This is a genomic window from Streptomyces sp. NPDC051173, from assembly GCF_040689515.1.
Lineage (GTDB): Bacteria > Actinomycetota > Actinomycetes > Streptomycetales > Streptomycetaceae > Streptomyces.
Genome location: NZ_JBFBBD010000062.1, coordinates 24,549 through 41,760 on the forward strand (window position 1 = coordinate 24,549; position 17,212 = coordinate 41,760).

13 protein-coding genes are annotated in these 17,212 nt (G+C 73.1%); 11 read left to right on the forward strand and 2 right to left on the reverse strand.

Features of this window, described 5'->3' with window-relative positions:
- The first annotated feature begins 220 nt into the window (after positions 1-220).
- Complete coding sequence (locus AB0435_RS26220; protein ID WP_366004309.1) at positions 221-3,961, forward strand: glycosyltransferase; 3,741 nt, start codon at positions 221-223, stop codon at positions 3,959-3,961.
- Positions 3,958-5,541, forward strand: coding sequence for a DUF5719 family protein (locus AB0435_RS26225; protein ID WP_366428095.1), 1,584 nt, complete (start codon positions 3,958-3,960; stop codon positions 5,539-5,541). Before AB0435_RS26220 ends, AB0435_RS26225 begins: the two co-directional genes overlap by 4 nt.
- A gap of 125 nt (positions 5,542-5,666) precedes the next feature.
- Here AB0435_RS26225 and AB0435_RS26230 read toward each other — a convergent pair whose 3' ends face one another.
- Entirely contained in the window at positions 5,667-6,176 is a 510-nt protein-coding gene (locus AB0435_RS26230) for a metallopeptidase family protein (RefSeq protein ID WP_366004307.1), read from the reverse strand.
- A 272-nt stretch (positions 6,177-6,448) separates the two neighbouring features.
- Here AB0435_RS26230 and AB0435_RS26235 point away from each other — a divergent pair, with 272 nt between their 5' ends.
- The 6 genes from AB0435_RS26235 to AB0435_RS26260 all read left to right on the forward strand — a co-directional run bounded on the left by AB0435_RS26235 (position 6,449) and on the right by AB0435_RS26260 (position 12,282).
- On the forward strand, positions 6,449-6,880 hold the full coding sequence (locus tag AB0435_RS26235; protein WP_366004306.1) for a DUF3499 domain-containing protein: 432 nt from the start codon (positions 6,449-6,451) through the stop codon (positions 6,878-6,880).
- Between the two features lie 139 nt (positions 6,881-7,019).
- A complete protein-coding gene (locus AB0435_RS26240) occupies positions 7,020-8,378 on the forward strand; it encodes a phosphomannomutase/phosphoglucomutase (protein WP_366428096.1) in 1,359 nt (452 codons plus the stop codon).
- Positions 8,379-8,539: 161 nt separating this feature from the next.
- The gene (locus AB0435_RS26245) at positions 8,540-8,716 is read left to right on the forward strand and encodes a Trm112 family protein (protein ID WP_116212094.1); all 177 of its coding nucleotides are present in this window, start codon (positions 8,540-8,542) and stop codon (positions 8,714-8,716) included.
- 63 nt (positions 8,717-8,779) lie between these two features.
- On the forward strand, positions 8,780-9,937 hold the full coding sequence (locus tag AB0435_RS26250; RefSeq protein WP_366004304.1) for an SIS domain-containing protein: 1,158 nt from the start codon (positions 8,780-8,782) through the stop codon (positions 9,935-9,937).
- An 84-nt stretch (positions 9,938-10,021) separates the two neighbouring features.
- The gene (gene manA / locus AB0435_RS26255) at positions 10,022-11,227 is read left to right on the forward strand and encodes a mannose-6-phosphate isomerase, class I (protein ID WP_366428097.1); all 1,206 of its coding nucleotides are present in this window, start codon (positions 10,022-10,024) and stop codon (positions 11,225-11,227) included.
- A gap of 86 nt (positions 11,228-11,313) precedes the next feature.
- A complete protein-coding gene (locus tag AB0435_RS26260) occupies positions 11,314-12,282 on the forward strand; it encodes a cation diffusion facilitator family transporter (RefSeq protein ID WP_366004302.1) in 969 nt (322 codons plus the stop codon).
- A gap of 35 nt (positions 12,283-12,317) precedes the next feature.
- Here the strand turns inward: AB0435_RS26260 and AB0435_RS26265 are convergent, their stop codons facing one another.
- Positions 12,318-14,282, reverse strand: a complete 1,965-nt coding sequence (locus tag AB0435_RS26265; RefSeq protein WP_366428098.1) for a fructose-specific PTS transporter subunit EIIC — start codon at positions 14,280-14,282, stop codon at positions 12,318-12,320.
- Between the two features lie 382 nt (positions 14,283-14,664).
- Here AB0435_RS26265 and ahcY point away from each other — a divergent pair, with 382 nt between their 5' ends.
- The 3 genes from ahcY to AB0435_RS26280 all read left to right on the forward strand — a co-directional run.
- A complete protein-coding gene (ahcY, locus tag AB0435_RS26270) occupies positions 14,665-16,122 on the forward strand; it encodes an adenosylhomocysteinase (protein ID WP_366004300.1) in 1,458 nt (485 codons plus the stop codon).
- A gap of 103 nt (positions 16,123-16,225) precedes the next feature.
- Positions 16,226-16,840, forward strand: a complete 615-nt coding sequence (locus AB0435_RS26275; protein ID WP_366004299.1) for a hypothetical protein — start codon at positions 16,226-16,228, stop codon at positions 16,838-16,840.
- Positions 16,841-16,993: 153 nt separating this feature from the next.
- A partial coding sequence (locus AB0435_RS26280; RefSeq protein ID WP_366428099.1) for a hypothetical protein occupies positions 16,994-17,212 on the forward strand: 219 nt, incomplete at its 3' end.

Consider the following 17,212-nt stretch of genomic DNA (forward strand, 5'->3'; position numbering starts at 1 on the left):
GCACCCCCGCCGTCGGCCGGGGCACCTCGCGGACACCCGGCGCGACCGCGTCGAGAGGCCCGGGAGCCCGCCCCCGCTGACGGGACGGGGCGGGGCACACACCACCGGAGAGGCCCTAGTGTGGTGGCCCGTCGAGCGCACCGCTCGACCGCAGCCAGCAACCGCACAGCAGTCCTCCGGGGGGCGACCCCCGGACCCTGGCCGGAGGGCCCGTACCTCGATGTCCGTGCACAGCAATACGGCGGCCCACTACCCGGCCACCTCTGCCACGTTCGACCCCGCAGTCCCCCCGGCGTTCCCACGCCACGTCGTCACCGCCGTGCTCGTCGCCCACGACGGCGCCCGCTGGCTGCCCGACGCGCTGACCGGACTGCTCGGCCAGGAACGGCCCGTCCAGAGCGCCGTCGCCGCCGACACCAGCAGCACCGACGACTCCGCGCGACTGCTCGCCGAGGCCCTCGGCCCCGACCGCGTCCTGCACCTCGCCCGCCGCGCCGGATTCGGCGCCGCCGTCGACGAGGCCGTCCGCGCGGCCCCCGCGCCGGACCCCGGCGAACTGCCCTACCTCAAGCGCTCCAGCGGCTGGGACCCCGTCAGCCGCACCTGGCAGGAGGACCCCTACGACCAGGGCGGCCGCGCCGGCCACCGCCACGACGACCTCGACCCCGTCCAGTGGCTCTGGCTGCTCCACGACGACTGCGCCCCCGAACCCGGCGCCCTGCACGAACTGCTGCGCGTCGCCGACGCCGAACCCGACGCCGCCGTCATCGGACCCAAGCTCCGCAGCTGGTACGACCGCAGACAGCTGCTGGAGGTCGGCGTCTCCATCGCCCGCAGCGGCCGCCGCTGGACCGGCCTGGAGCGCCGCGAACAGGACCAGGGCCAGCACGACCAGGTGCGGCCCGTGCTCGCCGTCTCCACCGCCGGCATGCTCGTCCGCCGCGACGTCTACGAACAGCTCGGCGGCTTCGACCCCCGGCTGCCCCTCATGCGCGACGACATCGACCTGTGCTGGCGCGCCCACGCCGCCGGACACCGCGTGCTCGTCGCCCCCGACGCCGTCATGCGGCACGCCGAGGCCGCCGCCCGCGAACGCCGCCCCGTCGACTGCGCCGGCCGCAACGCCGTGAACCCCCACCGCGTCGACAAGGCGGGCGCCGTCTACGCCCTCCTCGCCAACACCCGCGGCCCGCTCCTGCCGTACGTCATGCTCCGGGTCGTCCTCGGCACCCTGCTGCGCACCCTCGGCTACCTCCTCGGCAAGGCCCCAGGACAGGCGCTCGACGAACTCACCGGACTCTTCGGCACCCTGCTGCGCCCCGGCCGGCTCCGCGCCGCCCGCGGCCGGAGGGGCGCGTCCACCGTCGCCGCGAGCGAACTGCGGCCGCTGTTCCCCCCGCCCGGCGCGACCGTCCGGGCCACCGTCGAACAGCTCGCGAGCAACCTGACCGGCCGCTCCGAGGCCGAACTCTCCTCCGCTGGACGCCACGGAGCCGTCGAATCCGGACCGGGCGGCGACGACGCGGACTTCCTGGAAGTCGAACAGTTCACCCGGCTCAGGCGCGTCGCCCGCAAGCCGGCCCCCGTCCTCTTCGCCCTCCTGCTGCTCGTCTCCGTGATCGCCTGCCGCGCGCTGTTCGGCGGCGGCTCACTGTCCGGCGGCGCCCTGCTGCCCGTACCCGACGGCGTCTCCGACCTCTGGGCGCGCTACACCAGCGGCTGGCACCCCGTCGGCGTCGGCAATACCGGCAGCGCGCCCCCCTACCTGGCCGTACTCGCCGCCCTGGGCACGCTCTTCCTCGGCTCCACCGGCTTCACCCTCACCCTCCTGCTGGTCTGCTCCGTGCCCCTGGCCGGACTCACCGCCTACTTCGCTTCCCGCCCGCTCGTCTCCTCCCGCCTGCTGCGCGCCTGGGCGAGCGTCGCGTACGCCTTCCTGCCCGCCGCCACCGGCGCCCTCGCCACCGGCCGGCTCGGCACCGCCGTCCTCGCGATCCTGCTGCCGCTGATGGCCCGCGCGGCCGTCGCCGCCACCGCACTGCGCGTCCCCGGCGCCCGCCCCACCTGGCGCGCCTCCTGGACGTACGCGCTCCTGCTCACCGTCACCACCGCCTTCACCCCGGTCGTCTGGCCGCTCGCCGTCGTCCTGGGCCTCGGCGCGCTCGCCGTGCACGCGGTGCGGGGCGGCGCCGCCCGGCTGACCCTCCACGGGCCGCGCTTCCTCGCGGTGGTCCTCACCCCCCTGCTCGTGCTCGCCCCCTGGTCGCTCGGCCTGTTCACCGACCCCGGCCGCTTCTTCACCGAGGCGGGCATCGACCACGGGCACGGCACCAGCGCGCCCTGGCACCTGCTCGCGGGCGACCCGGGCGGCCCGAAGACCTTCGGCGGCCTGCTGCTCGCCGGCGTCGTCCTGGCCGCCCTCGCCGCCCTGCTGCGCGCCGACCGGGCCCGCGCCGTCCGTACGGCCTGGACGGCGGCGCTCGCCGCCCTCCTCTGCGCGGCCCTGGCGAACGGCAGCGGCTGGGCCGGGCCCGCGGCCCTGGTCTACTGCCTGGCGCTCATCGCCGCGGCCGTCGTGGGCGCCGAGGGCGCCCGCGAGCGCGTCGCCGCGCTCAGCTTCGGCTGGCGCCAGCCCGTCGCCGCCCTGATCGCCCTGACGGCCGCCGCGGGCCCGCTCGTCGCCGCCACCGTGTGGATGGTGGCCGGTGCCGACGGACCGCTCGAACGGCGCTCCCCCGAGCAGGTCCCGGCGTTCGTCGCCGAGGAGGCGGGCACCCGCGACCAGGCCCGCACCCTGGTGCTCGACGGCACCGACGGGCACGTCGGCTACGCCCTGGTCCGGGGCTCCGGCGCCCGGACCGGCGACGCCGAACTGGCCGTGGCCGCCGGGCGCGACAAGAAGCTCGACGCCGTCGTCGCCGGTCTCGTCGCGGGCTCCGGAGCGGACCAGGCGGGCCTCCTCGGCGACTACGCCGTCGGCTACGTCCTCGTACGCGACAGCGCGCCGCGCTCGACGGGCCGGGTCCTGGACACCACCCCCGGCCTCACCCGGCTCAGCCGCCAGGACCGCAGCTCGCTGTGGCGGGTCGACCGCGGCGTCGCCCGCGTCACCATCACCCCCGGCACCGGGCAGGACGCCGCACAGCAGGCCGCCCCCGTGACGGTCGCCTCCGGCCCCGTCGAGGCGCACACCACCGTCCCGGCCGGCCCCCGGGGCCGGATCCTGCGCGTCGCCGACAAGGCCGCGCCCGGCTGGCAGGCGACCCTCGACGGCCACCCGCTCAAGCGCACCACCGTCGACGGCTGGGCGCAGGGCTTCGAACTGCCCGCCGGAGGCGGAAAGCTCGCCCTGACCTACCAGGCCCCCCTGGCGCACACGGCGTGGCTCTGGACGCAGGGGCTCCTCGCCGCCGTCCTGGTGGTGCTCGCCCTCCCGGGCCGCCGCCGCGAGGTCGACGACGACCTGCCGGAGACCGGCGCCCCGGCCGCCGCCGCACCCGCGCCCGCCGCGCCCTCCGTCCCGGCGCAGCCGGTCGCCGGAGAGGGCCGCCGGGCCCGCCGCCTGCGAGCCGCCGCGGAGGCCGAGGCGACGCCCCCTCCGGCCGTACCGGAGCCCCCCGCGGCCGAGCCTGCCGCCGACCCGTACGCACAGCAGACCGCCGATCCCTACGCCGCCGTCCCGCAACAGCAGCAGTACGGCCAGTGGGGCGACGCGCAGGGCTACGGGACGTACGACCAGCAGCCCTACCAGGAAGGCGCCTACGACGGCGCCCACGACGGCTCGTACCAGCAGCAGAGCGGTGACTACGCGCAACAGGCGCACTATCCCGCCGATCCGTACGCGGCGGGGGCGTACGACCCGTACGACCCGTACAGCTACGGACAGCAGCACTACGACACGACGTACGGCGACGGTGGCCAGCAGCAGCACCAGCACCGCGACGGGAGCGAGCAGCAGTGAAGCGCACCACCCTGTCCCTGTTCGGCGCGGTGGCGGCGCTCGCCGCGGTCACCGGCGTCGCCGTGTTCGAGGCGCCGTCAGGCACCGCCGGTACGGCCGCGAAGGCGCCCGCCCGGCTGCCGGTGGAGCGCTCGATGCGGCTCTGCCCGGCGCCCACGTCCTCGGACGTGGGGGAGACGACGTACACCGCGTTCACCCCGGCCGGCGCGTCTCCCCGCGCGGGCGGACGCAAGGCCACGGCGGACCTGCTGGCGGCGAGCGGCGCGGCGGCGGGTCCGGCCAAGAAGGACGACGGCAAGTCAGACGGCAAGACCGACAGCAAGTCCGACGGCAAGTCCGATGCCAAGGACAAGAAGAAGGACGGCCAGGGTGCGGTGGCGGCCGGTGCGGCGGTGCTGTCCCTGAAGGAGCCCGGCAAGCCCGTCACCGCCACCACGGACCGCTCCGACGCCCCCGCCCTCATCGGCACCGCCGACGGCACGCTCGCCCCCGGCTGGACCGTGCAGCAGAGCACCGTGGTGAGCGCGGGCAGCGGGCGCGGACTGCACGGGCTCACCTGCACGGCACCCGACACGTCCTTCTGGTTCCCGGGCGCGAGCACCGCCAAGAGCCGCCAGGACTACGTCCACCTGACCAACCCGGACAGCACCCCCGCCGTCGTCGACCTGGAGATGTACGGCAAGGACGGCCGGATCCAGGCGGCCGCCGGCGAGGGCATCAACGTCCCGCCGCGCTCCACCGTGCCGGTGCTCCTGTCGACCCTCACGGACGCCCCCACGGAGAACGCGACGCTCCATGTGGCCGCCCGCTCCGGGCGGGTGGGGGCCGCGCTCCAGGCGTCCGACGAGAAGCTCGGCGGCGACTGGCTGCCGCCCTCCGGCGAGGCGGCACCCGACGCCGTGCTCCCGGGCATCCCGGCCGACGCCACGTCCGTCCGCCTCTACGTCTTCGCGCCCGGCTCCGACGACGCCGACCTGAAGCTGCGCTTCGCCGGGGCGAACAGCGCGATCACCCCCGCCGGTCACGAGAGCGTGCACGTCAAGAGCGGCATGACGACGGCCGTCGACCTCGGGGACGTCACCCGCGGCGAGGCCGGCTCCCTGCTGCTCTCCGCGGACGGCGGCAGCACCCCGGTGGTCGCCGCGGCGCGGGTCACCCGGGGCAAGGACGACAAGCAGGAGACGGCCTTCATCGCCGCCACCCCGCCGATCGACAAGCGCGGCACGGTCGCCGACAACCGCGTGAAGAGCAGCACCCTCGCCCTGGTCGCGCCCGGCAAGGACGCGGCCCAGGTGAAGGTCACCTCCTCGGCGGGCAGCGACGGCGGCGGCGCCGTCAGCAAGACGTACACCGTCAAGCCGGGCACCACGCTGTCCGTGGAGCCGCCGGAGCCCTCCGGCGCGAAGGGGAGCTACGCGGTGACCGTGGAGAAGGTCTCGGGCGGCCTGGTGCACGCCTCGCGGATGCTCGCGCTGCCCAAGGACGGCGTGCCGATGTTCACGATCCAGCCCGTTCCGGACGACCGCTCCACGGTGGCCGTCCCGGAGGCCGGACAGGATCTGTCGATGCTGAACCGGTGACCCGGCCGGCCGTCACCTCCGGTCTCCGGCCGTCATCCTCTGACCGTCAGTGCGTCACCGGCGTTCAAACCTCCAGCACCGCGCGGCCGGTTGGCGTCGCCCGGGCGCGAGCCGCCGAAGCGGCGTCAGTCCTGGCCGTAGCGCGGATCCACCGACTCCGGTGCCAGCCCGAGGAGTTCGGCGACCTGCTCCACCACGACCTCGTGCACGAGCAGCGCGCGCTCGTCCCGGCTCTTGGTGCGGATCTCCACCGGCCGCCGGTAGATCACGATCCGGTCCGGGGTGTCGCCGTGCGCCGCGACGTAGCGGCCGAGCGGCACCGTCTCGCCGTCGAACTCGAAGGCGTCGAGACCCTCGGCGTCGCTCATCGTGTCGCGTCCGTCACGGATGGCCACCGGGGCCTCGCGCACGACGAAGTCGACCGCGGACAGCTGCGGCCAGAGCCGCTCCAGCCGCTCCGCCGAGTCGTGCACCAGGTCGACGAACGCCTCGCCCCGGCTGACCGACAGCGGCACTTGGGGCGGGGCGATCGGTCCGCGCATGCCGCGTCCGTGGCGGTCGCGGTGACGCGGCCGCGGCCCGGCGGGGCTGGGGGCGCCTCCGGAGGTGACCGGAGGAGGTACGGGGCTGTCCATCACTCCCGAGGGTAGCCGTCGTCCGGCCGTGTGCACGTAGTGATCGCATATCAGCCGAATGTCGCTGGATGAATGTTTCAGTCACTTCTGCGATCAATTACGGCCATGTGCAGGACGGTGTCATGCTCGTTGAAGGACACTGTGCGGACAGCTTGATGACAGATTTCATCGCCGGTGTGCCTTGCCCTCAGGGCCTCCGCACAGCCCAACCAGGCGGTACGGAAGCGGCGTCCACAGGGCGAACGGAGCCGACACGGAGGAGTGAGCCGGGGGTGAGTCGTCGCGGACCGCTCAAGAGTGCGGTACCGTCCAACCTCGTGAGCCCTGTACGTCGCTGTTCGCGCACCGCGTGCGGCCGCCCGGCCGTCGCGACGCTGACGTACGTCTACGCCGATTCGACCGCCGTTCTCGGACCGCTCGCCACCTACGCCGAGCCCCATTGCTACGACCTGTGCGCCGAGCACTCCGAGCGCCTGACCGCACCCCGCGGCTGGGACGTCGTCCGGCTCGCCCTCGACACCGGCCCCGCCCGCCCCAGCGGTGACGACCTCGAAGCGCTGGCCAACGCCGTGCGTGAAGCGGCCCGCCCGCAGGAACGCCTGACGGGACCCGGAGGCACCCCCGCGCCCGGCGGCCGCGAGGCCGACCCCATGGAGGTCGCCCGCCGAGGCCACCTCAGGGTCCTGCGTTCGCCCGACTCCTGACGCCCCGGCGCCCGCCGCTCCCCGGCCCACGGCCGTCAACACCCGTCCACGTCCGGCCTTCCGCTCCTCCGATGCCCGGATTGTCATTGCCTCCAGGTAGGTTTGTGTCCCCTGTACAGGACTCCAGGAGGGGTTGGCTGTGGCTGATCTGTCGCAGATCGTGAAGGCGTACGACGTCCGCGGTGTCGTCCCCGACCAGTGGGACGAGCCGCTGGCCGAGTTGTTCGGCGCCGCCTTCGCCCGCGTCACCGGCGCGGACGCGATCGTGACCGGGTACGACATGCGCCCCTCCTCGCCCGGTCTCTCCCGGGCCTTCGCGCGAGGCGCCGCGGCGCTCGGCGTCGACGTCACCGAGATCGGGCTCTGCTCGACCGACGAGCTGTACTTCGCCAGCGGCGCCCTCGGCCTGCCCGGCGCGATGTTCACCGCCTCGCACAACCCCGCGCAGTACAACGGCATCAAGATGTGCCGGGCCGGCGCGGCCCCCGTCGGCCAGGACACCGGCCTCTCCGACATCCGCGCGCTCGTGGAGCGGTGGACGGAGACCGGCGCCCCCGAGCCCGCCGCCACCCCCGGCACGATCGCCGAACGGGACGTCCTCGGCGACTACGCGAAACACCTGCGCGGCCTCGTCGACCTGTCGGGCATCCGCCCGCTGAAGGTCGTCGTCGACGCGGGCAACGGCATGGGCGGGCACACCGTCCCGACCGTCTTCGACGGCCTGCCGATCGAACTCGACGCGATGTACTTCGAGTTGGACGGCACCTTCCCCAACCACGAGGCCAACCCCCTCGACCCGAAGAACCTCGTCGACCTCCAGGCACGCGTGCGCGAGGTCGGCGCCGACCTCGGGCTCGCCTTCGACGGCGACGCCGACCGCTGCTTCGTCATCGACGAGAACGGCGACCCGGTCTCCCCCTCCGCCATCACCGCCCTGGTCGCCGCCCGCGAGCTCGCCAAGCACCCCGGCGGCACGGTCATCCACAACCTCATCACCTCCTGGTCGGTGCCCGAGGTCGTCGCGGAGCACGGCGGCAAGGCCGTACGCACCCGCGTGGGGCACTCCTTCATCAAGGAGGAGATGGCCCGCACCGGCGCCATCTTCGGCGGCGAGCACTCCGCGCACTACTACTTCCGCGACTTCTGGAACGCCGACACCGGCATGCTCGCCGCGATGCACGTGCTCGCGGCGCTCGGCGGCCAGGACGAACCGCTGTCCCGCCTCGTCGCGCAGTACGACCGCTACGCCGCGTCCGGCGAGATCAACAGCACCGTCGACGACCAGGCCGGGCGGGCCGCGGCCGTCAAGGCGGCGTACGCCGACCGCGACGACGTCCGGCTCGACGAGCTCGACGGCCTGACCGTCACGGCCGCCGACTGGTGGTTCAACCTCCGCGCCTCCAACACCGAGCCCCTCCTCCGCCTGAACGTCGAGGCACGCGACCCCGAAACGGTGGCCCGCCTCCGCGACGAGGTCCTCGCCCTCGTCCGCGCGTAGCCCCGGCCGGAAGCGGGAAGGACGGGCGGGTGAGAACCGGCCCGTCCCACCCGCCGCACCGAGCCGCGACCGAGCGCTCCGCCCGCCCCGGATATCCACCACCCCCAGCGGGAGCGACTACGCTGGCCGGGCAAGGGACGTACACGCCGAAGGGAACCCCCATGCCGCTCGAAGCCGGTCTTCTGGAGATCCTCGCCTGCCCGGAGTGCCACGCACCCCTCCACGAGGAAGAGCAGGCCGCCGAGCTGGTGTGCGAGAGCAAGAGCTGCGGCCTGGCCTACCCCGTGCGCGACGGCATCCCCGTCCTGCTCGTCGACGAGGCCCGGCGCCCCGCCTGACGCCCGCCCGGCCCGGCACACACCCGTACGGCGTACGCCACGGCGATCGGAGGCTGATCAACGGTGTTCGACGAGTCGCTCCTCGATGACCCGCAGGCCCTGTCCCGAGCCGACCTCCACGGCCTCCTGCGCGGCGCCGCGGAATCCGGCGCCCGGGTCCGCACGGCCGCCCGCAACGCCGCAGAAGCGGGCATCGGCGCGCTCCGCCCGGACGGCCGCCCGCGCGCCCTCCTCGTCGCCGGGCCCGCCCCCGCCGCGGGCTGCGTCGCCGACCTGCTCACGGCACTCGCCGGCGGCAGCGCCCCGGTCACCCTGATCCGCCCCACCGGCGTCGCCCCCGCCCCCGGCGCCCTGCGCTGGACGCTCCCCGGCTGGACCGGCCCGCTGGACCTGCTGCTGGTCGCCACCCCCGACGGCACGGAACCCGGCCTCGCGATCCTCCTGGAACAGGCGTACCGCCGAGGCTGCTCCGTCGTCTGCGTCACCCCCGACGGCACCCCCCTGGCCGACGCCACCGAGCAGGCGCGCGGCCTGACCATCCCGCTGACCGCCGCCCCCGGCGAGACGCCCACCGGCGGCGCGGAGGCCACCGCCGGCGCCGCCGCGCTCCCCGTCGGCCCCGGCACCCTCTGGTCCCTCCTCACCCCGCTCCTCACCCTCACCGACCGCCTCGGCCTGCTCGCCGCCGACCGAGGCGCCGTCGAATCCCTCGCCGACCGGCTCGACCAGATCGCCGAGATCTGCGGCCCCGCCCACGCCACCTACAGCAACCCCGCCAAGACCCTCGCGGCCGAGCTCGCGGGCACCCTCCCGCTGATCTGGTCCGAGGGCGACCTCGCGGGCGCCGTCGGCCGCCACTTCGCCACCGTCCTCGCCGCACTCTCCGGCCGCCCCGCGCTCGCCGCCCAACTGCCCGAGGCACTCACCGCGCACGGCACCCTGCTCGCCGGGGACTTCGCCGCCGGAGCCGACCCCGAGGACTTCTTCCGCGACCGCGTCGAGGACCCCGAAGCCCTGCACGCCCGCGTCGTGCTCCTCCGCGAACGCGAACCCGACATCACCTCACCCGGACCCGCCGCCCGCGAACTCGCCCTCCAGCGCGAGACCCCCATCAGCGAGCTGGAGGCCACCGAGGGCGGCACGCCCCTGGAGACCGCGGCGGAGCTGCTCGCCATCACGGATTTCGCCGCCGTCTATCTGGCGCTCGCCTCCACCCCGTAGAACGCGGGAACGGCACGGACCCGTGACCGACGACCGGGCTCGTGCACACGACGCCAGCCGTACGAACAGTCAGGAAGCCGCCCCATGGACCGCCTCGCCAACACCGTGCGCCCCTACGCCTGGGGCTCCACCACCGCGATCCCCGAGCTCCTCGGCACCACCCCCACCGGCGAACCACAGGCCGAACTCTGGATGGGCGCCCACCCCGGCGCCCCCTCCCGCGTCGACCGCGGCGCCGGACCCCGGCCCCTGTGCGACACCATCGCCGACGCACCGGAAGCCGAACTCGGGCCCGAGACCGTACGCCGCTTCGGACCCCAGCTGCCCTTCCTCCTCAAACTCCTCGCCGCCGCCTCCCCGCTCTCCCTCCAGGTCCACCCCGACCTCGACCGGGCCAAGGCCGGATACGCCGAAGAGGAAGCACGCGGCATCCCCGCCGACGCACCCCACCGCACCTACCGCGACGCCAACCACAAACCCGAACTGCTCTGCGCCCTCACCCCCTTCGAGGGCCTCTGCGGCTTCCGCGACCCCGCCGGGACGGCCGCACTCCTCGCCGCACTCGACGTCGACTCCCTCAAGCCCTACGCCGACCTCCTCCACGCGCGGCCCGAGGCCGACGCCCTGCGCGAGGTCCTCACCGCCGTCCTCACCGCCGAACACACGGCCATCGCCGACACCGTCCACGCGGCCTCCGCCGCCTGCGAACGCCTCGCCGCACAGGACGGCCCGCACCGCACCGCGTACGCCGCCTACGCCTCCATCGCCCGCCACTACCCCGGCGACCCCGGCGTCATCGCCGCCATGCTCCTCAACCACGTCCGCCTGAACCCCGGCGAAGCCCTCTACCTCGGCGCTGGCGTCCCCCACGCCTACCTCGACGGCCTCGGCGTCGAAATCATGGCCAACTCCGACAACGTCCTCCGCTGCGGCCTCACACCGAAACACATCGACGTCCCCGAACTGCTCCGCGTCGTCCGCTTCGAGAGCACCGAACCCGCCGTCCTGCGCCCCGAGGCCGACGCCGGCGGCGAAGAGGTCTACGCGACACCCGTCGACGAATTCCGCCTCTCCCGCCACGTCTTCGCACCCGCCTCAGAAACCCCCGCCACCCTGCCCCCCGGCACCCCGCAGATCCTCCTGTGCACCTCCGGCACCGCGACCCTGCGCACCGCCGACGGCACCGAGCTGCGCCTGGACCGGGGCGAGTCCGCGTTCGTACGGGCCGACGAACGCGCCGAACTCACCGGCGACGACGCCACCGTCTTCCGCGCCACGGTCGCCGTCTGACCCGGCCCCCGGCCGACGGCTGCGACAATGACCCGCCGTAAAGGAAGAGCAAAGCAACACTCCGGCGGAAGGGGCATGCCGCACCCATGAGCGCATCAGGCGGAACCAAGGCCATCGTCGCCGCGTTGGGGGCCAACATGGCCATCGCCGTGGCGAAATTCGTCGCGTTCGCGTTCAGCGGCTCGTCGTCGATGCTCGCCGAAGGAGTGCACTCGGTCGCCGACTCCGGCAACCAGCTGCTGCTCCTGCTCGGCGGCAGGAAGGCGGAGAAGAAGGCGAGCGAGGAGCACCCCTTCGGCTACGGCCGGGAGCGCTACGTCTACGGATTCCTCGTCTCCATCGTCCTGTTCACCATCGGCGGCGTCTTCGCGCTCTACGAGGGCTACGAGAAGATCAAGGAACCGCACGAGCTGGACAACTGGTACTGGCCGGTCGCCGTGCTCGTCTTCGCCGTCGTCGCCGAGGGCTTCTCCTTCCGCACGGCGATCAAGGAGTCCAACGCACTGCGCGGCAAGCAGTCATGGCGCTCCTTCATCCGCACGGCCAAGGCCCCCGAACTCCCCGTCGTCCTGCTGGAGGACTTCGGCGCCCTCATCGGCCTCGTCCTCGCCCTGCTCGGCGTGGGCCTGACCCTCGCCACCGGCGACGGCGTCTGGGACGGCATCGGCACGCTGTGCATCGGCATCCTGCTCGTCCTGATCGCGCTCGTCCTGGCCGCCGAGACCAAGTCCCTGCTGCTCGGCGAGGCGGCTGGCCCGGAGCAGATCGCGAAGATCCGCGCCGCCGCCGTCGACGGTGCCACCGTCACCGGCGTCATCCACATGCGCACCCTCCACCTCGGCCCCGAGGAACTGCTCGTCGCGGCCAAGATCGCGGTACGGCACGACGACACCGCCGTCGAGGTCGCCCGCGCCATCGACGCCGCCGAGGCCCGCATCCGCGAGGCGGTCCCGATCGCCCGGGCGATCTATCTGGAGCCCGACATCTACAGCGACGAAGCGGCAGCGGCGGGCGAGGACCCCGCGGCGACCCCGGGCGGCCCCGCCCGCCACTGACCGGAAGCCCCGGCGGGCCGGGTGGGGGAGCGCCCCTACCCGACCTCCCGGAGCACCTCCACGATCTCCCCCGGCTCCTCCGCCGCGAGCAACCGCTCCCGGAACGCCGGATCCATCAGCTTCCGCGACAGCATCGCCAGCAGCCGCAGATGCTCGTCACCCGCGGCGGCCGTCGGCACCGAGATCATGAAGACCAGCCGGGCCTTCGTACCGTCCAGTGCCCCCCACTCGACCCCCTCCGGGGACCGGGCGAAACCGACGACCGGCGCCGAGACCGCGTCCGTCTTGGCGTGCGGAACGGCGATCTCCTCCCCGAGCCCGGTCGTCCCCAGCTCCTCACGCGCGAGCGCGGCACGCACCAGCCCCTCGACATCCGTCACCTTCCCGGAGGCGGCGAGCAGTTCGGCCATCTCCCGGATCGCCGCCTCCTTGCCGGAGGCCACGAGCCGCGGCCGTACGGTCCTCTCGGTGAGGTAACCGGAGAGCGCCGCGCTCTCCGCGGCAGGCGGCACCTCAGGCGGGACGGCGGCCGCCCCCGCCGCCGGAACGGCCGCGGCCGTCCGGACACCGCCCAGCGACATCAGCGAGACCGTCGTCAACGCCGTCACCGCCATGCCGACCGCGATCGCGACGAAGAACATCGGCACCCCGCCGACCGCCCCCAGCACCGCCACGATCGGACCGCCGTGCGGCACGCTGTCCTTCACCGCCGCCAGCCCCGCGATCGCCCCCGCCACCGCGCCGCCGAGCATGTTGGCGGGAATCACCCGCGCCGGCCGGGCGGCGGCGAACGGGATCGCGCCCTCCGTGATGCCGAAGAAGCCCATGAACAGCGCCGCCAGGCCCGTCTCCCGCTCCTGATCGGTGTACAGCCGGCGCCGCAACAGCGTCGCGAGCCCCTGCCCGAGCGGCGGTACGGGAATCGCCGCCGCACACATCCCCATGATCTCCGGGTTCTTGGAGACAAGACCCGCGCCGAAGAGGAACGCCGTCTTGTTGACCGGCCCGCCCATGTCGAAGGCGATCATGAGGCCCAGGAGCACACCGAGCAGCGCCGCGCTCGTGCCCGTCAGCCCGCCCAGCCAGCTCGTCAGGTGCTCGAACACCCAGGAGATCGGCCGCCCGATCACGTAGATGAAGAACAGGCCCAGCGCGGACGTCGCCACCACGGGGATCACGATCACCGGCATGATCGGCCGGACGAACGCCGGAACCTCGACCTTCTTGATCCACCGGACCAGATAGCCGGCCAGGAAACCGGTCGCGATCGCCCCGATGAACCCCGCGCCCGCCTTGCTGTCGTAGAGCTCCCCGTGCCCCGCGATCCAGCCACCCACCATGCCCGGCACCAGCGCCGGCCGGTCACCGATCGCATAGGCGATATAGCCGGACAGGATCGGGATCATCAGCGTGAAACCGACGGTGCCGATGTCGTTGACGGACTTCCAGAAGGAGTTGTCGAAGACGATCCCCTGCGACGTCGTGTGCCCGCCCAGCGCGAGCGACACCGCGATCAGCAGCCCGCCGACGACCACGAAGGGAATCATGTACGAGACGCCGTTCATCAGCGCCTTGTAGACGGCACCGCGCTCCTTGCCACCGCCCCCGGCCGCCGCCGGAAGGACACCGCCACCGGAACCCTCGTACACCGGGGCGCTCCGCACCCGCTCGATCAGCCGCTCCGGGTGGTGGATCCCCTCGGCCACCCCGACGGACAGCACCCGCTTCCCGGCGAAACGGCTCAGGTCGACGTCCTTGTCGGCGGCGACGATGATGCCGTCCGCCTGCCTGACATCGTTGTCGGTCAGGGTGTTCTCCGCCCCGATCGACCCCTGCGTCTCCACCTTGATCTCATGACCGAGCGCCTCGGCGGCCTGCGCCAGCTTCTCCGCCGCCATATAGGTGTGGGCGATACCGGTCGGACAGGCGGTCACCGCCAGCAGCCTGAGCCCCGGCCCCCTGACCCCCGCGCCCTCGGAGGGGTCGGCTGGACTGGTCACATGGATCTCCTCACGGATCGGCACGCGCGGCAGCGCCGACGGTTCCCCCGTCCGCGCGTTGATCGAATCCTGCAACACGACGCCTGCGGAGGAAAGCGATCACGACCTCCGCGTGCGGAACAGGGCCGGACGGGGCTGGGGTTCACCGCCACCATCGGTGTAGATTCGTGACCAGAGCCAGACGTCGCTGCTGATGGCGGTCGGGCGGCCCGCGCGACGGACCGGCCGAGGGAGAGAGGGCCTCCGACGGACTGCGCTGCGGCCAGGGGACGGGTGTGTCCGGACAGGTGTCAGCCACCTGCCGAGCGGAGTCGTCCCTGCAGACTGACCGCGTGCACAGCCGTACCCATCCTCGCTCGCCCCTTCAGGAGGAGCAGCCCGTATGACCACCACCTCCACCGGCCAGGACTTCAAGGTCGCGGACCTGTCGCTGGCAGCTTTCGGTCGTAAGGAGATCACCCTCGCCGAGCACGAGATGCCCGGTCTGATGGCGATCCGCAAGGAGTACGCGGAGGCGCAGCCGCTGGCAGGCGCCCGCATCACCGGCTCGCTGCACATGACGGTGCAGACGGCCGTGCTCATCGAGACGCTGGTCGCCCTGGGCGCGCAGGTGCGCTGGGCGTCCTGCAACATCTTCTCCACCCAGGACCACGCCGCCGCGGCCATCGCCGTCGGCCCGGCGGGCACCCCGGAGAACCCGCAGGGAATCCCCGTCTTCGCCTGGAAGGGCGAGACGCTCGAGGAGTACTGGTGGTGCACGGAGCAGGCGCTGACCTGGCCCGGCACCGCCACCGGCGGCCCCAACATGATCCTGGACGACGGCGGCGACGCCACCCTCCTCGTGCACAAGGGCGTCGAGTTCGAGAAGGCCGGTACGGCCCCGGACCCCTCGACGGCCGACAGCGAGGAGTACGCCCAGATCCTCACGCTGCTCAACCGCACGCTGGGTGAGCACCCGCAGAAGTGGACCCAGCTGGCGTCCGAGATCCGCGGCGTCACCGAGGAGACCACCACCGGCGTCCACCGCCTCTACGAGATGCAGCAGGCCGGCTCGCTGCTCTTCCCGGCGATCAACGTGAACGACGCCGTCACCAAGTCGAAGTTCGACAACAAGTACGGCTGCCGCCACTCGCTGATCGACGGCATCAACCGCGCCACCGACGTCCTCATCGGCGGCAAGGTCGCGGTCGTCTGCGGCTACGGCGACGTCGGCAAGGGCTGCGCGGAGTCCCTGCGCGGCCAGGGCGCCCGGGTCATCGTCACCGAGATCGACCCGATCAACGCCCTCCAGGCGGCGATGGACGGCTTCCAGGTCGCCACCCTGGACGACGTCGTCGAGACCGCCGACATCTTCGTCACCACCACGGGCAACAAGGACATCATCATGGCCGCCGACATGGCCAAGATGAAGCACCAGGCCATCGTGGGCAACATCGGCCACTTCGACAACGAGATCGACATGGCCGGCCTCGCGAAGATCCCCGGCATCGTCAAGGACGAGGTCAAGCCGCAGGTCCACACCTGGACGTTCGCCGACGGCAAGGTCCTGATCGTCCTCTCCGAGGGCCGTCTGCTGAACCTGGGCAACGCCACCGGCCACCCGTCCTTCGTGATGTCGAACTCCTTCGCGGACCAGACCCTGGCCCAGATCGAGCTCTTCACCAAGCCGGAGTCGTACCCGACCGACGTCTACGTCCTGCCGAAGCTCCTCGACGAGAAGGTGGCCCGCCTCCACCTCGACGCGCTCGGCGTCAAGCTGACCACGCTCCGCCCGGAGCAGGCCGCCTACATCGGCGTCAAGGTCGAGGGCCCGTACAAGCCGGACCACTACCGCTACTGACACCGCTGCGGTGGCCGCCGTCGGGCGGCCACCGCGGTAACCGGCGCGCAGGCCCCCGCCCTCCTCGGTGGGGGCCTGTCCCGCTTTCGTCCAAGGACCCACCATGCCCCGCGGCCGCTACTCCCTCCACGACCCGCACGACCACACCCCCCTCGGCGAGGAGCACTTCCACTGCGCCACCGGTCCCTCCGGCTGGCGCTACGTCTCCCAGCTCACCGCCCCCTCCGGCGACCACGCCGGTTCCGTCGACCTCACCCTCGACGACCTCGGCCGCCCGATCCGCCTCCAGCTGCACGCGGCGAGCTGGCAGGTACGGGGCGCGGCACTCGACGGCGTCACCTGGGTACGTACGGATCCGACCGGCGAGCACGCCACCGAGGGCAACGCGGCCGCCCACGCCTTCACCGGAGCGTCGCCGGCCTTCCACGTGGCCCTGGCCCGGCTGCTGCGGCTCGCGCCCGGCGAGGGCGCGAAGCGGATCAGGCTCGTCGGCTTCACGCCCCCCGCGCTGGCCCCCCGGACCTTCGACCAGGCGTGGTCCCTGGTCGCGAGGACGCCGCACGCCACGGACAACGGCGTGCTGACGGTGGACGAATACCAGGTCAGCGACCTCGAGACGGGCGAGCAGCACAGCGTGCACCTGGCCGGTGACGTGGTCCTGGCCGCACCGGGCATCGAGCTGGAGGAGCTGGAGAGCCCGCCGTCGTCCTTCGAGTGACGACGGGACGATGTGCGCTGGGCCGTACGGGCCTGGTACTGTCCTACTCGCTCCGCAAAACCTGTTGACACGGGCCGCGCGGGGAGGTAGATTCGAACGGTTGCCGGGAGCTGGACAGCTCCGGTCGCAACGGTTAGAATCTGAATCGCTTCGGTGCCGGATTCAATTCGCACGAAGCACACCTCACTCTCCTTATGGGAAGCGAAAACGCCGATTAGCTCGGCCGAAACGCTTCTGATAAAGTCGGTGAAGCCGGAAAGCGAAAAGCTGGAAGGCGAAACCCCGCTCCAACAGGGGGCCGGAAACGGAATTCGGACCGACTGCTTCTTCTGGAAGCGGGGGGCACGGAAAACGGATCTGGTAAGGTTGGAA